20 protein-coding genes are annotated in these 23,429 nt (G+C 42.5%); 7 read left to right on the plus strand and 13 right to left on the minus strand.

Annotated elements, in window-relative coordinates; genetic code table 11:
• Positions 1-34: 34 nt before the first annotated feature.
• On the minus strand, positions 35-3,151 hold the full coding sequence (locus M0Q51_01955; protein MCK9398742.1) for a T9SS type A sorting domain-containing protein: 3,117 nt from the start codon (positions 3,149-3,151) through the stop codon (positions 35-37).
• A 171-nt stretch (positions 3,152-3,322) separates the two neighbouring features.
• Complete coding sequence (locus M0Q51_01960; GenBank protein ID MCK9398743.1) at positions 3,323-4,393, minus strand: LamG domain-containing protein; 1,071 nt, start codon at positions 4,391-4,393, stop codon at positions 3,323-3,325.
• Positions 4,394-4,745: 352 nt separating this feature from the next.
• On the opposite strand from M0Q51_01960, the gene purB reads away from it, so the two are divergent.
• Both purB and M0Q51_01970 read left to right on the plus strand, forming a co-directional pair.
• Positions 4,746-6,098 carry an adenylosuccinate lyase gene (purB, locus tag M0Q51_01965; protein ID MCK9398744.1) on the plus strand — a complete coding sequence of 451 codons (1,353 nt, stop codon included), beginning with the start codon at positions 4,746-4,748 and terminating at the stop codon, positions 6,096-6,098.
• An 18-nt stretch (positions 6,099-6,116) separates the two neighbouring features.
• Positions 6,117-7,937: an ABC transporter ATP-binding protein/permease gene (locus M0Q51_01970; GenBank protein MCK9398745.1), complete on the plus strand. Its 1,821-nt coding sequence runs from the start codon at positions 6,117-6,119 to the stop codon at positions 7,935-7,937.
• Positions 7,938-8,014: 77 nt separating this feature from the next.
• On the opposite strand, the gene M0Q51_01975 is transcribed toward M0Q51_01970, so the two are convergent.
• From M0Q51_01975 to M0Q51_01985, 3 genes are all read right to left on the minus strand, one after another.
• Complete coding sequence (locus tag M0Q51_01975; GenBank protein MCK9398746.1) at positions 8,015-9,436, minus strand: T9SS type A sorting domain-containing protein; 1,422 nt, start codon at positions 9,434-9,436, stop codon at positions 8,015-8,017.
• A 161-nt stretch (positions 9,437-9,597) separates the two neighbouring features.
• Positions 9,598-12,636 carry a T9SS type A sorting domain-containing protein gene (locus tag M0Q51_01980; GenBank protein MCK9398747.1) on the minus strand — a complete coding sequence of 1,013 codons (3,039 nt, stop codon included), beginning with the start codon at positions 12,634-12,636 and terminating at the stop codon, positions 9,598-9,600.
• Complete coding sequence (locus tag M0Q51_01985; protein MCK9398748.1) at positions 12,578-13,759, minus strand: hypothetical protein; 1,182 nt, start codon at positions 13,757-13,759, stop codon at positions 12,578-12,580. The genes M0Q51_01980 and M0Q51_01985 overlap by 59 nt, the downstream gene beginning before the upstream one ends.
• A 191-nt stretch (positions 13,760-13,950) precedes the next feature.
• On the opposite strand from M0Q51_01985, the gene M0Q51_01990 reads away from it, so the two are divergent.
• From M0Q51_01990 to M0Q51_02000, 3 genes are read left to right on the plus strand one after another with little or no spacing between them, the layout of a single operon-like run.
• Positions 13,951-14,412 carry a DUF5606 domain-containing protein gene (locus tag M0Q51_01990; protein ID MCK9398749.1) on the plus strand — a complete coding sequence of 154 codons (462 nt, stop codon included), beginning with the start codon at positions 13,951-13,953 and terminating at the stop codon, positions 14,410-14,412.
• Positions 14,409-15,176 (plus strand): dihydroorotate dehydrogenase electron transfer subunit, encoded by a 768-nt coding sequence (locus tag M0Q51_01995; protein ID MCK9398750.1) that lies wholly within the window; start codon positions 14,409-14,411, stop codon positions 15,174-15,176. Before M0Q51_01990 ends, M0Q51_01995 begins: the two co-directional genes overlap by 4 nt.
• Entirely contained in the window at positions 15,170-16,081 is a 912-nt protein-coding gene (locus M0Q51_02000; GenBank protein ID MCK9398751.1) for a dihydroorotate dehydrogenase, read from the plus strand. The genes M0Q51_01995 and M0Q51_02000 overlap by 7 nt, the downstream gene beginning before the upstream one ends.
• Before the next feature lie 15 nt (positions 16,082-16,096).
• Here the strand turns inward: M0Q51_02000 and M0Q51_02005 are convergent, their stop codons facing one another.
• The 4 genes from M0Q51_02005 to murB all read right to left on the minus strand — a co-directional run bounded on the left by M0Q51_02005 (position 16,097) and on the right by murB (position 18,679).
• Positions 16,097-16,447 carry a TM2 domain-containing protein gene (locus M0Q51_02005; GenBank protein ID MCK9398752.1) on the minus strand — a complete coding sequence of 117 codons (351 nt, stop codon included), beginning with the start codon at positions 16,445-16,447 and terminating at the stop codon, positions 16,097-16,099.
• A gap of 10 nt (positions 16,448-16,457) precedes the next feature.
• Positions 16,458-16,778 carry a DUF2752 domain-containing protein gene (locus tag M0Q51_02010; protein MCK9398753.1) on the minus strand — a complete coding sequence of 107 codons (321 nt, stop codon included), beginning with the start codon at positions 16,776-16,778 and terminating at the stop codon, positions 16,458-16,460.
• Positions 16,779-16,834: 56 nt separating this feature from the next.
• Positions 16,835-17,422 (minus strand): hypothetical protein, encoded by a 588-nt coding sequence (locus M0Q51_02015; GenBank protein ID MCK9398754.1) that lies wholly within the window; start codon positions 17,420-17,422, stop codon positions 16,835-16,837.
• A gap of 174 nt (positions 17,423-17,596) precedes the next feature.
• Positions 17,597-18,679 carry a UDP-N-acetylmuramate dehydrogenase gene (gene murB, locus M0Q51_02020; protein ID MCK9398755.1) on the minus strand — a complete coding sequence of 361 codons (1,083 nt, stop codon included), beginning with the start codon at positions 18,677-18,679 and terminating at the stop codon, positions 17,597-17,599.
• A gap of 101 nt (positions 18,680-18,780) precedes the next feature.
• Between murB and M0Q51_02025 the strand changes: the two genes are divergently transcribed.
• Entirely contained in the window at positions 18,781-19,899 is a 1,119-nt protein-coding gene (locus M0Q51_02025) for a glycosyltransferase (protein MCK9398756.1), read from the plus strand.
• Positions 19,889-21,022: a glycosyltransferase family 1 protein gene (locus M0Q51_02030; GenBank protein MCK9398757.1), complete on the plus strand. Its 1,134-nt coding sequence runs from the start codon at positions 19,889-19,891 to the stop codon at positions 21,020-21,022. Before M0Q51_02025 ends, M0Q51_02030 begins: the two co-directional genes overlap by 11 nt.
• On the opposite strand, the gene M0Q51_02035 is transcribed toward M0Q51_02030, so the two are convergent.
• Genes M0Q51_02035 through M0Q51_02050 form a run of 4 tightly spaced genes read right to left on the minus strand, consistent with a single transcriptional unit; the run spans position 21,010 to position 23,428 of the window.
• A complete protein-coding gene (locus tag M0Q51_02035; GenBank protein MCK9398758.1) occupies positions 21,010-21,681 on the minus strand; it encodes an ATP-binding cassette domain-containing protein in 672 nt (223 codons plus the stop codon). The two genes, M0Q51_02030 and M0Q51_02035, sit on opposite strands and share 13 nt — an antisense overlap.
• Entirely contained in the window at positions 21,681-22,256 is a 576-nt protein-coding gene (rsxA, locus tag M0Q51_02040) for an electron transport complex subunit RsxA (GenBank protein ID MCK9398759.1), read from the minus strand. The genes M0Q51_02035 and rsxA overlap by 1 nt, the downstream gene beginning before the upstream one ends.
• A gap of 12 nt (positions 22,257-22,268) precedes the next feature.
• Entirely contained in the window at positions 22,269-22,853 is a 585-nt protein-coding gene (locus M0Q51_02045) for an electron transport complex subunit E (GenBank protein ID MCK9398760.1), read from the minus strand.
• Complete coding sequence (locus M0Q51_02050; GenBank protein ID MCK9398761.1) at positions 22,850-23,428, minus strand: RnfABCDGE type electron transport complex subunit G; 579 nt, start codon at positions 23,426-23,428, stop codon at positions 22,850-22,852. Before M0Q51_02050 ends, M0Q51_02045 begins: the two co-directional genes overlap by 4 nt.
• Position 23,429: the final 1 nt, after the last annotated feature.

Below are 23,429 nucleotides of genomic sequence, written 5' to 3' on the forward strand. Positions count from 1 at the left end.
AATTGAAGTCACGTTTCCAGGCTTTGAATTCAGTTTACAGGATAACAATTTTCCTGGTTACCACCCGGCCATCATTCAGAATTATCCTCAGCAGGTGCAATCCTACTGAGGTTTGAGGAATTTCAATCATTATCCCGGAACTTTGCATTTTAACCTGATAATCTTTCACTTCCCTTCCATCCGGAGTGAATAGGGAGATGTGTTCAGCATGGATAGAACCGGTGAATTCGACATAAATCAATTCTTCAGCAGGATTGGGATATATGCGTGCAACCATGTCACCGTCATCAATTCCGGCAGGTGTTGCCCACTGGTTCTTTAACTGTTCAACCTGGGAAACCGGAATCTCCTTGTCCCATATCTTTACTTCATCTACGCTTCCGCGAAGTGCATACTGGGTTTCCACGTTGTCCATCCGGCCGATGGTAAGGGGTTTGGTTGAGGGTTGAAGGGTTCCTGAAAAGGCTTTAAAGGTATCCAGGACGCCATCCACATAAAGTTCCATTGAATAGCCGGTATAGAGAGCGGTAACATGGTAATAATGGTTCATCTCAATTGGTGTTGAGCCGTCCAGGTCTGCAATGCCGGAGTTTGTTTTTACAGTCCACCGCAGCAGGCCTTCGGGAGTAATAGATAGCTTATATCGCTGCTGCCACGATCCGTGAGAGATGATAAACCTTTCTGAACCCAGTTGTTCGCATTTGACCCAGCAGCTCAGGCTCACGGCATCACCGAAGTTCAGGTCGGCATCATTATCAGTATAGATGATGTTTTGTCCGGCGGTGAACCTATAGGCCAGTGATGGCATGCCCCGTGCATCTTCAGTTTTGGTTACGCCGGACACTGTGGCATGGAACCGGTCGGCAGCAGCGTTGCGATTATCTGAATCAAAAGGATACCATATCAGCGGAGATTGAAAGGAAAGGCTTGTATCTTTTACCAATGCCCCGGTGGACACCGTGGTGGAAAGCATATCCTGGTTGGTAACCTGCACTGTGATGGTGCCCACAACCGGCGTTTCCGGCGCTTGCCAGGTGACGAAACTCCCTATGGTTTGGTTTAAGACGCCAGTTGAAGCGCTCCAGGCATATTCAAGGATTTCGCCCGGCGCCGGTTCAACAAGTGCAGTAAAAGTGTTTTGATCTCCCGTAACGGTGTATTTTGAACCGGCCTGTATGCCATTCACCACCGGTGGCATGGGAATGTGCTCGACTATCTGAAGGTGCAGCGTATCTTCAGCGGTCTGGCCATTGGCACTTATCCTGCATTTGAGCACAGGCTGTGATGGGGTGCCTGGTGCAGTAAGCTGCACCTGCGACTGATTCTGCCCCTCAATTAACACATCATCCCAAAACCAATCAAACTGCACCTGATCGCCCGGGTTGATATTTCCCGGTTCGCAATATGCCGTGAACACTGAATTTGTGATAATTGGGTTTTGATCCGTCGAAAGAGCTTTTATACGGAGGTGTTCAGAATAATCGTACTGATAATGATAGTCGAGGATATCATCGCCGGCATATAGCCTGCCATCGCTGGCTTCAGGTTCCTGTCCCGCTGAATAAAGTCTGATCAGTCTTACTTCCCCGGCCGGTACTGTTAACTGGATGTAACCTGAGGCCACTGCATACAGAATGATTTCGGTGATGGCATCGTACACCCCGAATGTGCCTGATGGAAGATTAACGTTAACTTGTTTGACGGCCTGTGTTGGGTTGAAATACAGGTAAGAGACCAGGGAATTATCTCCGTAAAAATCAGTTTTATTGAGGCTTATCTGAAGGATTTCAGGAACATTGGTTGTTTGTGTCACTGCGGCAAGATATCCCACACTTGAACCGCTGTATAGCGACAGATTTGTGGCCGCCCAGCCGCCACTGATGGCATCGCCGGTGGCAAACGGGGTTTTGCCCTGGTATACTTCTTTCATCGATTCATGAGGGATACAAGCCGTAGGGTCGTTTACTGAAGCCCATGTATAGGAATCCTGTTGCGTTTGAGGAAGGGCATTCCAGTAAAACAGCCGGCTGGCATTGGCTATATTCAGTATCCATTTGGCAATGGCACGGGCATAGCGCTTGTCGTATTTGGGGAGTGGCGCCAGCGCGGCAGCCTGCTGGAAGCCATTCATTACAAAAGCGTAATCGTTACCGCCATCGTTGGCTTCGCCGATCAGGCCCGAGACATCATAACCGCCCCATGTCCCCACTATAGAGCCCCATTCCCTGAGGGCGCCCCGGTCGAAGCACCAGTCGAGCAGCTTCTGCAGGGGGTAATATGTGCCTTCAATAGCATTCATGCGGGCTGCAGCAAGCGTCCCGTAAGGTAGCTGAAGTTCATAGGCTGGGTTTGATTCAAAACCCGTCAGAAAATCCATGGCAAGCTGGGCGCCTTCGAAATATTTTCTGCTCCCGGTTTCGAGGTAAGCATTATAGAGCAGCCAGGCGATACTTCCAGCTGATTCGGGCTCCGGAACGCCTGTTGTCAGCGGTAGCCCGGTGGCCAGGTTAAAAGCCCGGTAGTTCATGTAGGGCAATGTCCAGGGTGTTGAACTTCCGTCCAATTGGTTTACACAATAAAGCCAGCGGTCGGCCACAGTCGTAAACTGAGTGCTGAATTCAGGAGCGGCATCGTGATATAATGACCTCAACTGATAAAAGTAGACATTGGGCATTACATCATACCACCAGTCGTCGCCAGAAGTCGTTGAATAGTTGTTCAGATAGACATTCTGACCGTTTTCCAGGTTAAAAAAATCTTTGGCCATGGCTACCCAGTTCATCCCGTTCTGGTTGCTTTTATCTATGCCGGCAAGCGAGGCTCCGACAATGGCCGGCATGATGTTGATAGCTTCTGCCTGATTGAGATGGCCATCAACACCCACATAAGAATCGAGAAACAAAGGCGTATTATCGGTATAATTGAATTGTCCCGGTGTGCCCAGGCGTGACAACGGCAAATATTGTCCTGTTTTATTTAAGTTGAAGACATAGTTGTCGTAATCGTGAGCTACAGTATTCCAGTCCCTGATTTGGAGCGGTACCGGTGAATCGGGCATTTGATCAATTCGCGAAATACTTAATTGTCCCTGCTGAGGGAATGACTGCATTGTGAAGATACATAGCTGCAGTGCAAGTATAAATCGGGTCATTTAAGCTGGGTTTTAAAAGATCAAGGGAACGGCAGAAATTAGAAGAAACAAGATCAACTAATAAACAGTTCAGTTGAAAAAAGGGAAGGCTCAATTTCCCGCCAATCACTATGCAGGAAACATTGAGCCTTACCCCTTAACACACATTAACAATTAAACCAAACCAAACAATTATGGCTTTTCGTCGTTGTAAAGTTTCATAATCTGTCCTTCAACCAATGCAATGTTATAGATTTTCAGCTCGTCAATGGCACCTTTGAAGTAGCCAAGGTTATCGGCTGTTGTCCATTCCATGAAATTGGCGGCAAGTTCTGCATCTGTTGCCACACAACCAATAATAAACGGCTGGGGGTCGGGAGCGGTAAGGATTTGTGTAAGAGGTCCTATGCCTTTGTCGGCCTCTGTCCAGGTTTTGGTAAGTGTACCATTAACGTAGAACTTCAGTTCCTTGGCTGTTCCGTTCACCGTAATCACAATATGATTCCACTGATCGACTTGAATAGAGTTATCCGTTTCATTATCGGCATCAATAATTCCGCCATCTACCTTTTTGTAAGTAAAGAATGGTTTTCCTCCGCCCTGAGTCTGCAGTTTATATCCGTTCCAGTAGTTTTGTGAAATGATATAGTTGTGCTCATACAGTTCAATAGGCTTAACCCAGACTGCGATGGATATGTTAACAGGCAGGAAGGCGGTTGTATAAGGAACTTCGAGGTGAGCTCCTTTATTCAGATAAACAGCGTTTCCACCTTTTACGCCTGCAACCCAGCTGGGCGACATGGCATCAGCGCCAAGAATTACTGCATTTCCCGGGAAAAAGGTTCCTACGTGTTTAACGGTAGAGTAAGCTGTGGCAGTAGTTCCGGTTCCTTCATCGAAGTGCCAGCCGGCATTCAGATACAGGGACTCGTCGATAAAACCATAAGCCTGTGAGTTAAAAGTGGCTATGGCTTCGGTTAACTGTGTAACCAGGTTATTGATTTGTACCTGTGTAAGTTTATCAGCAGAAGCAGTTTTCACTGTCTGTAGAACAGTCTTGAAATTATCAATGGCTGTTTGTGGGTAATCAGCGGTGGTTGCGGCATCTGCAAGCGCTTCAGCCTCTGTAATTAATGCATTGAGAGCGGTTTTGTCTCCCTCGATGATTTCTTCATCGTCTTTGCATGATCCAAGGATCATGACTGAACTAACAATCAACATAAGCAACAAAGTTTGCAGCTTCATCAGATTTTTCATTTTCATAATATTTAAATTTTAATTGGTGATTGATTTCGGCGAATGGACTGAGGGCACCTCTAAAAACTACTTTATATGATGCCGGTTTAGATACAAAAGTACAGGATAGTTTTCTAATAACCTAATTTTACCCCCTAATTTTTAATTAATTAATTATCTTATACTTACAAAAGCACATTTTTCAAATCCGGACATACCTCTCCACTGCTGACAGAAGAGGGGTATGTGGATAGGGTAAAAGTAAAATCTGCAATATTCTGAAGAGTTTAAAAAATATTTTCAAAAAAATTTGTAAATAATTGACATTTCGGATCGTTTGTATATAAATTTACCCATTGAATTATTTAAAACCGAACCAATGGAATTAACGACATCCAATGCCATCTCGCCGGTCGATGGCAGGTATCGCAAGCAAACCGAGCCTTTGGCATTTTATTTTTCCGAAGCGGCTTATATTAACTATCGCGTTTTCGTTGAGATCGAATATTTTATAGCGCTTTGTGAGATACCTTTGCCACAGCTGAAAGAATTCGACAAGAGCCTTTTCGAGGAACTTCGGTCGATCAGCAGGAATTTCACTTTTGAAGATGCCGAAGAGGTCAAGCAGGTCGAGAAAACCACGAATCACGATGTCAAGGCAGTGGAATATTACGTAAAAAAACGTTTTGAAAAGCTGAAGCTTAAGCAGTATAAGGAATTTGTGCATTTTGGGCTCACATCGCAGGACATCAACAACACGGCCATACCTTATGCCACCAGGCTGGCTTTGCACGAAGTGCTCCTTCCGCTGATCAATGAGGTGGAAGATATGCTTACGCGGAAAGCCAAAGAATGGAAAGATATACCGATGCTTGCCCGGACACATGGCCAGCCGGCCTCGCCCACCCGGCTCGGCAAAGAACTCTATGTTTTTGTTGACCGCATTAAAAGCCAGCTAAGCCTGCTGAAGACCATCCCCTTCGGTGCCAAATTCGGCGGGGCTACCGGCAATTTCAACGCCCACAAGGTAGCATATCCTGATATCGACTGGGCAGAATTCGGCGATCAGTTCGTCAGTTGTTCTCTGGGACTTTCACGGCAAAAAGTGACGACCCAGATCGAACATTATGATAACCTGGCAGCCCTGTTTGATAATCTGAGACGGATCAATACAATAATGATCGATCTTTGCCGCGATATGTGGACTTACATATCCATGGATTACTTCAAACAAAAAATCGCTGCAGGAGAAGTCGGGTCTTCAGCCATGCCCCATAAGATAAATCCCATCGATTTCGAAAATGCCGAGGGGAACTTTGGAATGGCCAATGCCGTATTCGGGCATCTTTCTGAAAAACTGCCCATTTCCCGGCTGCAAAGGGATCTTACAGACTCCACGGTGATCCGTAATATCGGGGTTCCTGTTGCCCACACTATGATCGCAATTAAATCACTCATTAAAGGGATGGATAAAGTGATCCTGAATCAGGATAAGATACGCAGCGACCTTCAGGATAACTGGGCCGTCATTGCTGAGGCAATACAAACCATCCTCCGCAGGGAAAATTATCCTGATCCTTACGAATCGCTGAAAACACTTACCCGCACCAATAAAAAGATTGATAAACAAACTCTTCATGATTTTATAGACGGCCTGAAAATTTCTCAAAAAGTCAAAACGGAATTAAAAAGTATCACACCTGAGAATTATACCGGCATCGACATTATATGATAATGGAAATACTATAGAATGAAGAAATTTCTAAGGATACTTGCCTACATAAGACCATACTGGGTGCATGCCATGCTTAATGTCATCTCCAATATCCTGGTTATTGTATTTTCGCTGGTATCATTTGTCATGCTGATCCCTTTCCTGAACCTTCTTTTCGGGAAAGAAGAACTGGTCATGATCAAGCCGGTTTTCCATTTTAATGCAGAATCATTTATTGAGTATTTAAATTATTTTATCAGTAAGACCATTATTGAAAATGGGAAAGTCGAGGCCTTGATCTTTATATGCGTATTCCTGCTCTCCACCTTCTTTTTCCGTAACCTTTTCCGGTTCCTGGCCATGTTCTTTCTTGCGAAAGTCAGGGTAAAAGCCGTCATGGATATCCGTAACGAAATCTACCATAAAATCCTCATCCTTCCTTTATCATATTTTAATCAGCGAAAAAAAGGGGATATTATGTCACGGATCACTACTGATGTTCAGGAGATTGACGTTTCAATCATGAATTACCTGGAGATCATTTTCCGCGACCCGATTACGATCATTGCCTATTATGTGACAATGATGATAATGAGCCCTGAGTTGACTTTTTTCGTCACCATCCTTTTACCAATGACTGGATATGTGATAGGTGTAATCGGAAGGAACCTCAGGAAAGAATCCAAAGTCGGGCAGGCACGTTTTTCAGGACTTCTCTCGGTAGTTGAGGAAACCATTGGCGGGTTGCGGATCATCAAAGCTTTCACTGCCATCGGATTTTCAGATGCACGGTTCAAAGATCTGAACAGGACTTATTCAAGGTTGATGGTAAAGATTTTTCGTACACGTGATTTGTCATCCCCAATGAGCGAATTCCTTTCTTCAGTAATAATCATTATCGTGCTTTGGTATGGTGGCCGTTTGGTGTTGGGCGACTCTAGCACCATTTCAGCGGCGGTTTTCATCACTTACATCCTCATCTTCTCACAGATTATCCCCCCGGCAAAAACCTTTACTACAGGATATTACAGCATTCAGAAAGGTATTGCTTCAGCCGAAAGAGTCTTTGAAATACTTGATGCTGAAGAGATTATCATGGAAAAGCCAAATCCTGTGCGTATTGACAATTTCAGGAAAGAAATTGAATACAGGGACGTTTCTTTCAGCTATCAGGCCGAAGAGGTGCTCAGCCATATCAGTGTAGTGATCCCAAAGGGAAAAATCATAGCCCTTGTTGGGCCTTCCGGGGGTGGTAAAACTACCTTCGTCGACCTTTTACCCCGCTTTTACGATACTGTTGGTGGTGAAATCCTGCTTGACGGCACCGACATCCGGGATTACCGTATTGATGACCTCCGGTCACTCATGGCTATCGTTACCCAGGAATCGATCCTTTTCAATGACTCTGTATATAACAACATTGTCTTCGGAAAACCCGGCGTAACCAATGAAGCAGTTATCGAAGCTGCGAAAGTGGCCAATGCACATGAGTTCATTATGGCAATGGAAGAAGGCTATGAAACCAATATCGGTGATCGCGGAGCAAAGCTGTCAGGAGGGCAACGGCAGCGCCTCAGCATTGCACGTGCCATACTCAGGAACCCTCCCATCCTGATCCTCGACGAAGCTACTTCCGCTCTTGATTCCGAATCGGAGAGACAGGTTCAGGATGCGCTTTTAAAAGTGATGAAGGACCGCACTTCAATTGTCATTGCCCACCGGTTGTCGACAATAAAATTCGCTGATGAGATCATCGTCCTGGAAAAGGGTAAGATCGTTGAAAACGGCAATCATGAACAGCTTATTCAAAAAGGGGGGCTTTACAAAAGGTTGTTTGATTTGCAGACTTTTGCCTGAAAAACCATACTATTGCCACGACGCAGCTTTTTAAGTTCCGATAAGTATTGACTTTTGACAACAGTGCAGCTTGCTTCCTACTTCGCCACGACAAATTTGCCTTTCAGGATTCTCTTATCTAACCCCATGCAAATAATCATGTAAAATCCCGGAGACAAATTAGAAATATCCAGGGAAAGCGTCTTGTTTCCTGGACCAATTCTGTTTTTCAGGACTTCACGGCCAAAGATGTCATAGATTCTGAATTCGGATATTTCAGGTGATACTATTAGAGGCAAACTTATTGTAATCCATTCCCGGGCTGGATTCGGGGAAATTTTTATTGTGGATTCATGTTCCTCCTTCGTTGGGATCTCATCAATATTGACAAATACCCCGCAATTCAGTCCTATGGTATCCGATGGTATCTGGTAAGAACATAATGTGTCGTAATTCAAAGGATAGGGATATAATGTATCATCCTCCAAATTGTCATTCAGTTTGAATAAATGAATATCCCAGGAATCCGAGGTAGCATAAGTGCCACCAACAAGTATTTTACCGTCGAAGGTATTAATAATATCATCGGGAGCTCTTTTTTCATCGAGCAATAGCCTTCTGTACTTAATTGTGCCAACAGTATCGATCATGAATACCTCGCTAAATCCTTCATCATAAGTATAATTTTCCCATTCTATGCCGACTAAAAGTGTCGAATCATTGTAAACGCTTATTGGAAGCGCCCAACCATAATAAATCGTATCGCCAAGTAGGCAAAAATCATCCAATTGTTCCCCGGCGCTGTTGAATTTAAAGATGGCAGGCCCGGGCGGGCCGTTCTCACATATCCTTGTTCCTGCAGAATAAAAGATGCCATTTTCTTTTTCAACAGAACAAAAGGCTCCGCCCCAAATGTATTGTTCTCCTCCCCATTTTAGCTCCCAATCTTGCGCGCCGGCAGAATCCGTTAATACAAACAACGGCGTTGGGCCGCCATCATCTCCGGAAACCAGGAAATTAGTATCGGAAGTCACAAGCAGGTGGTAACCTTCCGCATTATTAATCGTCGTATCTTCCCGGACAAGGTATTTTATCCAGACTGGCTCACCTGTTGCATCTAACTTGATCAGGCTTATACGAATTTCCTCGCCGTTGTAGTTATAATACCGCATCATACCGAGATAAGAGCCATCCGGCAATACCTTTACGTATGAACCTACGTTATAGCTATACGATGCTATGATTTTGCACCACTCGACTATAAAACAGGCATTGACTTTCAAAAACAACGGATTATAATTGACATCATTATCAGTAGTTGCTCCGGAAAAAATTGCTCCTCCATCGGAAGTTTTTTCCATATGGGTGAAGTAGGTGCTCTCATCGACATCACCATACCTTTTTTCCCAGAGCTTATTTCCATTAATATCTGTCTTAATGATCAATCCGAAGTGAAAAGTATTGACATTCAGTAAATGAGAACCACCTAAAAGATAACCTTTATCATAAGCTTCTTGCACGTTTTTAACATATACATGGTAATCATAATTATAGACTCTGTGCCAAACCTGACCTGAACAGGGGTTTATCAAATAAAAAACGGATGTTGTAAAAAATATCAGACACTTAATAAATGGTATTCGGTGATTTAAAAGAATTAAAAAGTTTTTCATCGGATTCATCATTCATTGACTTTTACGAGTTTTTTGCTGGCAATTATTTTATTATCAACCTGAAGCAAAACAGTATATGCTCCGGAAGTTAAATTTTCAAGGCTGATGACAATTTGATCCTGATGTTTCATCAGATTGATTTTTTTACAAATTTTTCCATTCAAATCAATGATTACAATTTCTCCGTAATCGATGAATGCAACTGTGTTAAAATCAGCTATAACATAATCTATTGCGGGATTTGGGAATAATTTAAAGTTGTCATTTTTAACATTATTTTGATTGGTATATGCGGTTGCAGGAATTTTCGATGATTTATAACCATTAGCAGGTGCCACATCTTCAAAGAAATCTATATAATCGCCATTCACCAACATACCCCGTGCATAGCCGCTAACTTGTGGATAACCATGATCCATTATCTTCAACAATTCAGTTATACTGATGGAATCCAATTCGTATATAGTACGTGAGCTATCGTTCATCTTTTTTAATACATCATAATAAGCCAGATAATCTTCATAAATCTCCTCTTTCTCTTGCGTAAGTTGAAATCCAGTGGGTATTTGCTGTAAAGTAGCTATTGCCTGGATTATTTGATTTTTATTTAAATAGCAAGAGGCCAGATTGTATTTAGCATCAATTTCATTTTCGTTTTGATACAATGAAATAAGGCTATCAAAGGGATGATTTATAGTCGTATCAGAGAGCCACAATCGTATAAGGTCATTTCTGGCGGATGCCTTCTTTTCATTCCAATAACTGAGATGCGATTCAAGCATTTCTTTAGAGCCAAGTATGTTTTGCCCTTGCATAATCTCACCCATCATAGTATCAGACATCGGCACCATCCTGTAATCCAATAAATTAATAAATTCATCTGATTTTGCAGTCTGTGGATTAAGCACCATGATATCCCGGATCATTGCGTTTGGTAAAACATTTTCTTTATAAATAGCCGATTTAATTACTGTATCAGAAAGATAAGGCGACTCATTCATAAGTCGTTGCCTCAATTCAAGCGCTTCATCAGGGAATCCCGTCAGTACATCCTGATTCAAGGAATATGTGTTTCCACCATCAACAAGAGTGTCAAGAAGTGTTTGATAAAAATCAGCTTGAACACCGGCTGTTTCCATAGAATGACGTGGGTCATATAAATCTTTATAGATTGGATCCTGAATATGTGACGGACATGAAAGATTTTCTTCGTAATCAACAGTTGTTCGCCATCTACGAAAAGTATTATCGTTATAATAATTATTATCTCCAGGCCTATATTTGTAAGGAGGTGAAGTGTGGTGAATATACAATAAATGATCACCATCATTATAATAATTCCAATTCTTTAAATAACCATTATTGTTTTCTCCATCTGCGGTAAATTCTCTAAATTCATTGCCTGCAGGAGCATCAGGCAGATTTTCAAAAGAACCTTGAAGCTCTTTTATTCCCCAGCTAAGTGATTGAATTCGCTGATCAGGAGTTACAACGAAATCATTTGCATTTTCAATCAATTTATTACACTTAAGACATAGGCCGGTTCTTTCTCCTTTATTTATCCCTTCAGCTTGAATAGCAATATGTTGGCTATGGATAGTATTATTGTATATTTCATTATCATTCTCCCCCGAATTTCTTATATAAATTCCAATACTGGCATCACCACTTAGATGATAATTATTTAGTGGACCAAGTATTGAATTTTCTTCAATTTTATAACCTGTGCACCCGTCAAGATATATACCTCCGATAAAATTCCCATTGTAATCCTCCTCAATATTAGAAACACAATAAAATACATTTCTAATTATTTCCGCATTATTTACAGATGAAAGGTAAATTCCGACAACATTATTTACGAAATTGACTTTATTAATAGATAAACAATTATTATTCAACCAATTAAATGCCCTAATACCATAATTCAAACCCTCGAATCTGCAAGGTATTAAGTATTCTTCAGGACAAGGATTGATCGGTATGGAACATAATTGATTGAGGGAAAAAGTACTGTTAAAAGATGATATACCAATTCCTAAATTATTAACAGTCCATTTTTCAAAGCCCACATCATTTTTAAATTCACTTGCGAAAATTTGAAGGCCATGTATTCCATCAAGTTTGATATGAGCTGATGGGTAAGAATATTCATAAAGCATTGCATCAGTTATAAAAATGCATTCTCTAAAACTGCTTCGATTTGGAAACTCAAAGGGAGGTACGACCCATTTGTCATAATATGGTAACATTTCAATGTCATATTCATTATCTTTGAATGTTGCATCTTCAGCTATTATAATCCCTCCTTCATAACCATTAATTATTATCCCATTGTCCCTTCTACCAGTAATTATTGCTGTTTTTGCAAATTCAATCGTTCCACCATTTTTTATTTCTACCACTCCCTGATCTGCATATGTTTGCCGTAACTCAGGATTTCCACAAACTTCAATGCCTTCCCAAAGCTCATTACAAGCTTTTGTTAACCTTCCACCATCAATAATTAAGATGGCTCCGGGTTCTATTATTATTTTTGCACCTGGTCCAAAATAAGCAGTTGAAGTAATCTCGAGACTCCACCCGCTTACAATATCGACAATATGATCTATTGAGATAGGTGAATCCCAGTGACCTTCGTGGTCGATATATTCTACTTCAGGATCAAATGTTAACAGACAGGTACAATTAAATTCTTCATCATAAGGTCCAATATAGGGATTTGAATCATCACAATCCTGAGGACGATTCGTACACTCCGGATGATTTAAAGGGACAGGACCGAGTCCCCAATTACAATAACCATCTCCGTCATAATCATGCGGTTCAGATGTTAAATCCTTTAAAACACCGTTTACATATAACTTAGGCGTATGAATTGCGAAAATATTATTCATAATATTTGGATAATCTTCAAGATAACCAAATCCATAATTCCCCCATGCTGGTCCCCAACTGTTCTTTATAATCCATATAGTTTGGTCATTTTCAAATGTGTACCCATTCAGGACCACCGCATGCCCTAAATCCGGTAAAGCAACACTCAAAGGTCCTTATTTGAATTAGTGCGGTTTTTACAACGTCATTACCTGTAAAATTTATTTCTTCATACGAATTGATTTTATAAATAGTATCCACGTGATCACACCTGCCGTTACAACTTGGTGGTGGTGGTTGCATGTATTTAAAACAATATTCAGTTGGCACACCAAAATTCATAAGATGATGAATAGCCTCGTAATTTAAACCACCTTCACAATCTCCTACCGGTGGATTAAAGCATAAAAATTCTTTTACAGATAAAGAAAAATCAAGATGGCTGTTATTATACAGATTAAACATAGATTCAACAGCACCATTAGCTGAAAATGCCCAGCAAGCACCGCATGAAAATTGGGCCCTCACATCCGTCATCCATCCGGAACCAAGTTCATCACCATCATAATAATAAACAGAAAGAGGACAATTAGCACCATGCCTGGATCTCCAGTCAAATGATTTCGTTAATGAGGTCGATTCAGGGATATAATTTCGGTGTCCGAGAAGTTCAAATACTCCTCCCTGATAATAATCCCATCCGCGAAAATTGTATTTTTCTCCATATGACTCCTTCTTTTCATTATACATCAATTGAACGATTGAAGACACCCCACTTTGCCAGTACATGTTAAAATCAACGATCTTTTTATTCATTGTTTCAGACTTAACTGTGTCATTTTCCAGTTTTCGCTTTAATTGCAAGGACGAAAGATTTTCAACCAAATCAGTGGAATATTTTAAAGAATGTATTTTTATTGAAGCATCTATAAGCAATACTTTACAAGAAACAGGTTTGACTTCATCTAAAAAGCAAGTTTCATCGCAAGCATCATGTATTTCAAAATCTGTCATTTCAACAATGAGTGGATAAGCCTCATAAACCAAATACTCAATGCTATCAGCTGTTTTTAGCACAATTCTGACCAAACTGGTGTCACTATTCAACTCAACATCAGCATTCAGAGAAAGGCCAGTAATATTATCTACAGAGAAAAAAGGGTAAAACTCTCCGTCTTGAGTAAACGTACTTTCAATCATGATAATTTGTGATTGGACTCTGTAGCTGAACATTATTACGGCAAGAATGATCAGACATGCGGAAATTTCACTTACGAAAGCAAATTTTTTCATAATGAACAAGATCTTTGGTTAATAATCTCAAAAGTCTAAAGTTATGAATAATAATTAAAACCAAGAGATAATTATAGAAATTAACATAAGGACGACAGAATGGAAGAAAATATTTGGAATAATTCCATTAAGTTCCTTAGGGATGACAGCACGGTTGACGGAAATTCGTAATTTTGTCCAAAATATCCAAGATGGAACTCAGTAAAATTTTAGCCATATCAGGCAAACCAGGCCTTTACAAGATGTTATCACAAACTAAGGCGGGATTTATAGTAGAATCCCTGGTCGATGAAAAAAGGTTCCCCGTTTTTGCCCATGAAAGAGTAAGCACGCTGGAAGAGATCAGCATTTTCATTGCCGGTGAGGATGATATGCCCCTGAAGGAAGTTTTCAGGAAAATTTTTGATAAACTCGAAGGAAAACCAGGCCTGGATCCGACAGCCGATAGCAAGACCCTTAAAAGTTTCTTCCTTGAGACCATCCCTGCGTATGACCAGGAAAGGGTATATGTCTCTGATATAAAGAAAACCCTGGCCTGGTATAATTTGCTTCTGGAAAAAGAGATGTTGGAGTTCAGGGAAGAGGAACCTGAGGCTTCTGAGACTAATGAAACAAATGAAACTGACGCACCAGCTGCGGAATTAACCGAATGAAAAGAGTCGGGGATTTTATCGTTGTTAATCACAAATGGCTGAATTATAGTTCGTTTATTATCGAACTTGAAGCTCCCAATCCTCTGCCAATAATCCAACCCGGGAATTTCGCAGAAATAGAGATCTCGAATTCTCCGAAAGTTTTTCTCCGGCGGCCTTTTTCGATATACGATGTAAATCCAGCCTCCAATACGCTTAGTTTTTTTGTCAAAGTCATAGGTGAAGGGACACGATTACTTGGTGAAACCCGTAAAGGCGATAAATTAAGTGTGATTTATCCTCTCGGAAATTCCTTTTCGAAGCCGGTTTCAGGCCGGGTTTTATCAGTCGCCGGCGGATCGGGTATTGCACCTTTCATCCTTTATGGCAAAGAATTACAAAATAACAGGACTGAGATCACCTTTCTTTTCGGGGCAAGGTCGGCAGATGAAATTGTATTGACAGACCAGTTCAAAACCTTGGGGAATGTATTGATCACCACGGAGGATGGTTCACTGGGAGAAAAAGGCCTGGTTACCCAACACAGCCTTTTCAGCAATAAAAAACTTCCTTTTGATCTTATCGTCACCTGCGGCCCGGAGCCGATGATGAAGGCGATAGGAAAGATTGCCACTGAAAGAAATATTCCTTGTGAAGCATCGCTGGAAAACACAATGGCTTGCGGTTTTGGCGCTTGCCTTTGCTGCATCGTCCCGACAATTAATGGAAATAAGTGTGTTTGCACGGAAGGCCCTGTTTTTAATATCAAAGATCTGAAATGGTAAACCTCAAAGTAAAAATACACAAGCTGGAACTGAAGAACCCGGTGACTACCGCTTCAGGGACTTACGGCTATGGCGAGGAGTTCATCGATTTCATGGATGTGAACCGTCTGGCTGCCATCTTTGTGAAAGGGATCACACTGGAGAACCGGGAAGGCAATCCTTACCCCCGGATGGCTGAAACCGCTTCCGGCATGCTTAATTCTGTCGGTTTGCAAAATAAAGGGGTAGATTACTTTATTGATACAATTTATCCACGGATACGTAATTTTGATACCCACATCATCCCTAATGTGAATGGTTCCACTATAGAGGACTATGTTACCGTGGCTTCGAAATTAAACGGACTGAAAGGGATAAAAGCCATTGAACTGAACATATCCTGTCCGAATGTGAAAGCCGGCGGCATGGCGTTCGGTATCAATCCTAAATCAGCAAAGGAAGCTACCCGGGCTGTCCGTGATGTTTTCAACGGTACCCTGATCGTCAAACTTTCACCGAATGTGACCGATATCGCTGAAATGGCAAGGATTGTAGAAGATGCCGGTGCCGATTCGGTGTCGTTGGTCAATACTTTCCTTGGAATGGCCATTAATGCCGAAACCCGCAGGCCTATCCTGGGCACCATCACCGGGGGGTTATCGGGACCTGCTATAAAACCCATTGCTCTGCGAATGGTCTGGGATGTATACAGAGCTGTAAAAGTCCCCGTTATAGGAATGGGAGGAATTATGAATGCAATGGATGCGATAGAGTTTATCCTTGCCGGCTCCAGCGCAATTCAGGTTGGTACGGCCAATTACATTGATCCGGCCGTTTCCATTAAAATTCTGGACGGCATAGAAAATTACATGACTCGTCATGGCGTGAAATCCGTGACGGAACTGATCGGAGCGATGAAGATTTAAAGACTCCCTGAATTATTACATTCCTTTGACCAGCATAGCAACCTCGTTGGCCATGCGCATGTTATACTCCATGGCAAGGTCCTGGTAATTGATCAGGTCAATGATCGTTCCGATAAAACACAGGCCAGCCGTAAACAGGTAAAGAATACCCATACCGATCTGGTTGATGAGAAACCGCTGAACGCCGGCAAAACCAACAAATCCCAGCAGGGTAGTCAGGAGAATGATCTGTGGATCCCTTCTCCTGCTGCGGTATATGTTAGCGAAGTTCATCAATTGAGCCTCGGTATAATCCTTGGTCAGGCCCTGAACGAACATCAATTCACGGCCCTGGAGCTCTGGAAGAAATTGGAAAAAATTTGCCATAATAAATAATTTAAGTGGTTGATAAATTCAATGCAGAAGGTTTAATCAAGATTTTAAGCGACCTGTAAACCAAAAGAAAAACAGCCGGAATTCCCAATGGATGGGCAAGGAATGAAGATTCTATATCTAAGCGGAAGAAATATCCGATCGAGCGTCCCAACCCGCAACCCGGGCAATAAGAAATTCCAAGGTTATCTAGCGGACAAAGGGTATAGTGATGAACAGCCGGGTTGCTGAAGGCCAGAAAGATCAGGGCTACAATCCAAATCAGGGCTTCTTTCTTTTGCCAGAGCCATAAGGCAAAATATTTCAATGGGAAGTTCTTCATCATTGTTGGCCTGATTTCACTTAAGGCCAAATATAAGACAAAATCACGTTAAAAATTACTTAACGATAAAATTCATCCTTGCCCCAATTTTCTGGATTGTCAAGGATGTATTGTCGAATCTGCGCAAGGGATTTTTCATCCCTGATAATATGTTCGAAATAATTGCGCTGCCAAACCGGTTCGCCAGGTTTATGCCGTAATTGATTAATTTTTTTCGTCACAGATGATTTATAACCCGCCATCAACGAACCAATGGATTTCGATTTAGGTCCCGTCGGTCTTGTAGGGGCGACCGGTGGGTCGCCCAATTGGTTTTGTGCCCAATCTGTGGGGGCGACCGGATTTTCCGAATTGGTTGGGGCGACCGGATTTTCCGAATTGGTTGGGGCGACCGGATTTTCCGAATTGGTTGGGGCGACCGGATTTTCCGAATTGGTTGGGGCGACCGGATTTTCCGAATTGGTTGGGGCGACCGGCCGGTCGCCCCTACGTCGACCATCGTCATATCGACCATCATCACGTATCAAAACGATCGCATGAAAATGATTGGGCATAACAACAAATTCATCCAATTCAATTTCGGAACGGATGATTGCGGATTGAATCCATTCATCATAGGCAATCCTGCCAAAATCGTTTAAAATCATTATATTGTCTTTAATTTCACCAAATAAATATTCCCTATAGGAGCAACACAAGGTAATGAAATAGAATCCTGGCCGGGAATAATTGTAATCCGGTAATCGGATAGATCGACGGTGATGAATTTCCGGATTGAAATTCCTTACCCAGATCATTTTTTAACTATTTTAATTGGAGACCTAGACAACATTCACCTCTCTCTCCAGATCAACCCCGAATTTTTCCTTTACGGAGCGCTGTATCTTTCCGGACAAATCGAGGATATCCCGGCCTGTAGCTTTCCCGTAATTCACCAGCACCAACGCCTGGTCTTTGTGCACGCCGGCATCGCCTTCCCGGTATCCTTTCCATCCGCATTGCTCAATGAGCCAACCAGCAGCCAGTTTGCAGTTCGCGGTTCGCGGTTCGCGGTCGGCGGTCAGCGAACTGGGAACTGCGAACTGGGAACTGGGAACTGCGAACTGCGAACTCTCATAATAAACGATCCCCGGAAACCTTTCCTTCAAACTCTCCAATAACGAATAACTGATAACCAGGTTCTTAAAAAAGCTCCCGGCATTACCAATAACCTTTGGATCAGGCAGTTTGGATGACCTGATCTGAAGAACGGCTTCACGGATCTTATGCAAATTGATCTCATTGGCTGAAAGATGTTCCAGTTTTTGATTTAATGCCTGGTAGGTCAGGTTATAAACGGGTTTCTTCAGCAAACGGAAAACTACATGGGTAATAATAACCCTGCCTTTCAGCGCTCTTTTGAAAATACTGTCGCGGTAACCAAACTGGCAATTTTCAGTCCCATAGTGGATGGTCTCTCCCGTGCATTGGTTAATCGCTTCTAATGATTCGAAATAATCCTTCAACTCCGTTCCATAAGCTCCGATATTTTGTATCGGGCTGCTGCCGACCTGACCGGGTATTCCCGACAGGTTTTCGAGGCCTCCCCATCCTTTTTTGACGCAGAATTCAACCAGTCCATCCCAGTCTTCTCCGGCTGCGACCCTTAGATGGACCTCCTCTTCATCTTCCTTCAACACCTCCATGCCACGGGTACTGATTTTAATAACTATTCCGGCAAAATCACCGGTGAATAAGACATTGCTTCCTCCTCCCAGGATGATCAGTTTCTTTGATCCGGAGCGAAACTGGCTTAAAAGATGTTTTAGTTCATCATCCGTTATCACTTCGGCAAACTCACGCGCATAAGCCTTAATTCCAAATGTATTATAAGATCTTAGCGGGTGTTGTGAAAATATCTCCATTAGTCGTGCGTTCTTGAAAACAGTAAATTTAAGCAAATGTCGGCGAATTATGCTAATTTAGTGCCATTGGAAATTGCTGTGTTTCTCATTTCTTCATCCTTTTGAAAAAAGTCATCGTATCGGTTATTAACGACCTGAGCACCGACCAGCGGGTGGACAGGGTTTGCCGGACATTAACGGAGATGGGTTTTGAGGTTAAGTTAGTTGGCAGAAAAAAAAAGGACTCCATCCCATTAGCGCAAAGGCCTTATTCAATGTACCGTATGCGGCTGCTTTTTGAAAAAGGGCCGTTATTCTATGCCGAATTCAACTTTCGCCTTTTTATTCTTTTGCTTTTCAGAAAAGTTGAACTGCTTGTCTCTAACGACCTCGACACCTTATTGCCCAATTTTCTAATTTCCAATTTCAAAAATCTTCCCCTGGTTTACGACAGTCATGAGAATTTCACGAAGGTTCCCGAACTGGTTAATCGCAAATGGGTGCAATCTGTCTGGAAAGCCATCGAAAGAATGATTTTTCCCAGGCTCAGGCATGTATTTACGGTCAATGAATCATTAGCAGTCATTTTCCGGGAGTTATACGGGGTCGATGTTAAGGTGGTCCGCAATGTTCCGTATTTCAGGGAATACCGTGTCGAGAAGTCACGTATTGCGCTTGGATTGCCGGAAGATAAGAAGATCATACTCCTTCAGGGAGCAGGGATCAACATCCAGCGAGGCGCAGAAGAAGCTATCCTTGCCATGAAATATCTCGACAACGCAATATTGCTCATCATCGGTGATGGTGATGTCATCGGGAATTTAAAAAAGATGGCTGAAGATCCCTTGCTGAAAGATAAGGTCATGTTTATTCCCCGGTTGCCTTTTGATGAATTATACTGCTATACGGTAAATGCCGACATTGGGCTGACGATTGACAAGGACACTAATATCAACTATCGTTTCAGCCTTCCTAACAAGCTATTTGATTACATCCAGGCCAGGGTCCCGGTACTGGCCTCGCCCTTGCCCGAGATCAGCAAAATAATCCTGAAATACGATGTAGGTTCCCTGATAGTGAGCCATGACCCCCGGCATATTGCCGATAAAATACAGGAGATGCTCCGTGACCCCGTCCGCATTGCGAAATGGAAAGAAAACCTTAAATTTGCCGCTGCAGAGCTATGCTGGGAAAATGAAAAAGAAGCCTTGAAAGAGGTTTATAAAACTTATGCCGGATAAGCACTTACATATTATTTCCTTCGATATACCCTATCCTCCTAATTATGGCGGTGTTATTGATGTTTATTACAAGATCAGGACTTTACACAGACTCGGAATTAAAATCCACCTGCATTGTTTTGAATACCCGGGACGTGACCGGTCGACAGAACTAAATTCACTTTGCGAGGAAGTTTTTTATTATCCGAGGAAAACAGGGCTTCGTTCAGCATTTAGTTTTAAACCTTACATAGTGACTTCCAGGAAGTCGGAAGTTTTAATGGCCAACCTGTTGAAAGATGATTACCCGGTATTGTTTGAAGGGCTTCACAGTTGTTATTACATTGATGATCCCCGTCTAAGGAACCGGATGAAGATATACCGGGAAAGCAACATCGAACACCGGTACTATTTCAACCTGTTCAAAGTAGATGCGAACTTCAGGAACAGGATTTATTTCCTGCTGGCCAGTGCCAAGCTCCGTTTATACCAGAAGGTGTTGCGGAATGCTGACCTAATGCTTGCTGTTTCGCAACATGACACTGATTACCTTCAACAGCATTTTCCAGGCAAAAACATTTATCATTTACCCAGCTTTCACGCAAATAACAATGTTTCCGTCCTCCCAGGCAAAGGTGATTATGCGCTTTACCATGGAAATATAGAAGTCCCTGAGAATGAGTTTGCAGCCACCTACCTGGTTACAAAAGTATTTGACGGGCTTGATATTCCCCTTATCATTGCCGGCATGAAACCACGTGATAAGTTTGTTAAATTGGCGGAATCCAGGCCCAACATAATGGTTGTGGCCAACCCTGACGATGAAAAAATGTTCGACCTTATCAGGAATGCACAGGTAAATATCCTGGTCACTTTCCAGGCTACAGGCTTGAAACTAAAGCTATTAAACACATTATACAATGGGAGGTTCTGCCTGGTCAATGAACCTATGATCAAAGGCACTTCATTGGACGCATTGTGCGAAACCGGTAATACGTCGGAAGAGCTCCGCACAAAGCTAAAAGAACTTTTCAGTGAAGAATTCACCCTTGATGAAGTCAATAGCCGGGCGGAGTTTCTCAAAGAAAGATATGATAACCTGGTTAATGGACAAAGAATGATCGGGCTGATTTACAAGCCGTGAATCCTGCCCCCATCACATCTGATGATTCGGGAAGAAAACTCATTCAATAATAAATAGTTATGCGTTGCCATCAATACGGCACGTCCCGATTGACTGATCTCAATCAACAGTTTCATAATTTCACGGGAAGTTTCAGGGTCAAGGTTACCTGTGGGCTCATCTGCCAGGATGATCTCCGGGTTATTCAGAAGGGACCGGGCAATGGCAACTCTCTGCTGCTCTCCGCCGGACAATTGGTGAGGTAATTTAAATCCCTTGGTGAAAAGTCCTACTTTTTGCAGGACTTCCCTGATCTGCCCGGCCATATCTTTCTTATTTCTCCACCCGGTTGCTTTTAAAACAAACATCAGGTTATCTTCCACATTCCGGTCGCTGAGGAGCTGAAAATCCTGGAAGATTATCCCCAGTTTCCTTCTGAGCAATGGTATTTCTTTATTCCTGATGCCGATAAGGTTAAACCCTGCAACCATGGCCTGTCCTTCTTTAACGGGCAATTCTGCATACATGGCCTTAAGTAGGGAGCTTTTACCCGTGCCGGTTTTACCGATTAAATAAACAAATTCCCCTTGTTTAACCTCAAGGGAAGCCCCGGAAAAAACCATGCTATCCCGTTGGTAAATCGGGACATCCCTGAAATAGATGACGCTTTCGTTTCCCATTATTTCACCAGTCCGCTGAAGCCCATAAAAGCCAAAGATAATATTCCTGCTGTTACCAGCGCAATAGGCACACCTTTCATGCCTTTTGGCGTTCCCATCAGTTCCATATGCTCTCGAATGCCTGCAAATAAGACAATGGCGAAACCAAATCCCACGGCGATAGATGTACCAAAAACAACGCTCTGCAAAAGATTATATTCTTTAGTATGGACAAGAAGCGCTACGCCAAGCACCGCGCAATTAGTGGTAATAAGCGGAAGATAAATTCCAAGGGCCTGATAGAGCGGCGGGGAAATTTTCTTCAGGATAATCTCGACCATCTGCACTAAAGCAGCAATGACCAGGATAAAGCTAATTGTCTGTAAAAATGTTATATCAAAGGGAATAAGTATATATTTATAAACCAACCAGGTTACGATCGTAGCCAAAGCTATAACAAAGACCACCGCAGCGCTCATGCCAATAGCTGTTGAAACTTTATTGCTGACCCCCAAAAAGGGGCAAATTCCAAGAAACTGCGACAATACAATATTGGAAACAAAAATTGCCGATATGATGATGACAAAATATTCCATTTTACGTCGATTTTAAGTAGTTTTTTTAATCCTGTTCATCAGCGCGATAAAATATCCAAGTGCAATGAATGCACCGGGTGAAAGAATAAAAACCAGGATGCCATCGCCTTCGATGAATTTATAACCCAAAAGGGACCCGTTACCCAGGGCTTCCCTCACAGAGCCAAGAAGAAAAAGGGCCATAGTAAAACCTAATCCCATTCCCAACCCATCAATCAGGGAGGATAAAACGCTTTGCTTGGATGCAAATGCTTCTGCCCTGCCCAGAACGATGCAATTAACCACGATCAAAGGGATAAAAATACCCAGGGCGTCATAGAGTGAAGGGGTGTAAGCCTGCATCAGTAACTGGACAATGGTAACGAAAGATGCAATGATAACAACAAATGCAGGAATACGCACCTTATCCGGAACGCTGGATTTAACGGCAGAAACCACAACATTTGAACCGACCAGGACAAATGTTGTTGCCAACCCCATCCCAATGCCGTTAATGGCTGAAGTAGTCACAGCAAGGGTCGGACATGTCCCAAGCAGCAATACCAGGATCGGGTTTTCCTTTATAAATCCTTTTGTGAAGTTTTTCAACTGGTTCATGGTCGGTTTCCTCCTTTCTTTTGATAAGTTTGATAAGCCCGGTCAACTGCATCACAGAATGCCCTGGAGCTGACAGTAGCAGCAGTTATGGCATCCACCTGGCCGCCGTCTTTTTTCACTTTCAGTTTGAATTTATCAGGCTTTTTCCCATTAAACTGGTCCTTAAATTTAGGCTCTTTCATCTTTGTACCCAAACCGGGTGTTTCATTCTGCTGAATGACAGAAATGTTTTGAATAGTGGAGTTCGGTAAAAACCCAACCATCAGCTGGATCTGTGTTGCCCCGTACCCAATATTGGAGTATGTACTTACGGCTGTTCCAACCAGCGTGTCTCCCTTATAAGCCAGGTTAATAACCAGGGAGTCTTTCCCATTTTCGGGCATGACTTTATAGAAAGTGAGGCTGTCAAATTCCGGCAGTACCTCTTTTATGGCACTCTCCTGTTTGGCTTTGACAGCCAGTGCAATCGGCTCCTTGGTAATATTGTAAATGCCGCCAAGGGCCAGTGAAGCGACCAAAGATATCACCAACAGGGAAAGTATCATATTTTTTAAAGAAGATTCTTTTATTGCCATG

It is taken from the genome of Bacteroidales bacterium (assembly GCA_023229505.1).
GTDB lineage: Bacteria > Bacteroidota > Bacteroidia > Bacteroidales > JAGOPY01 > JAGOPY01.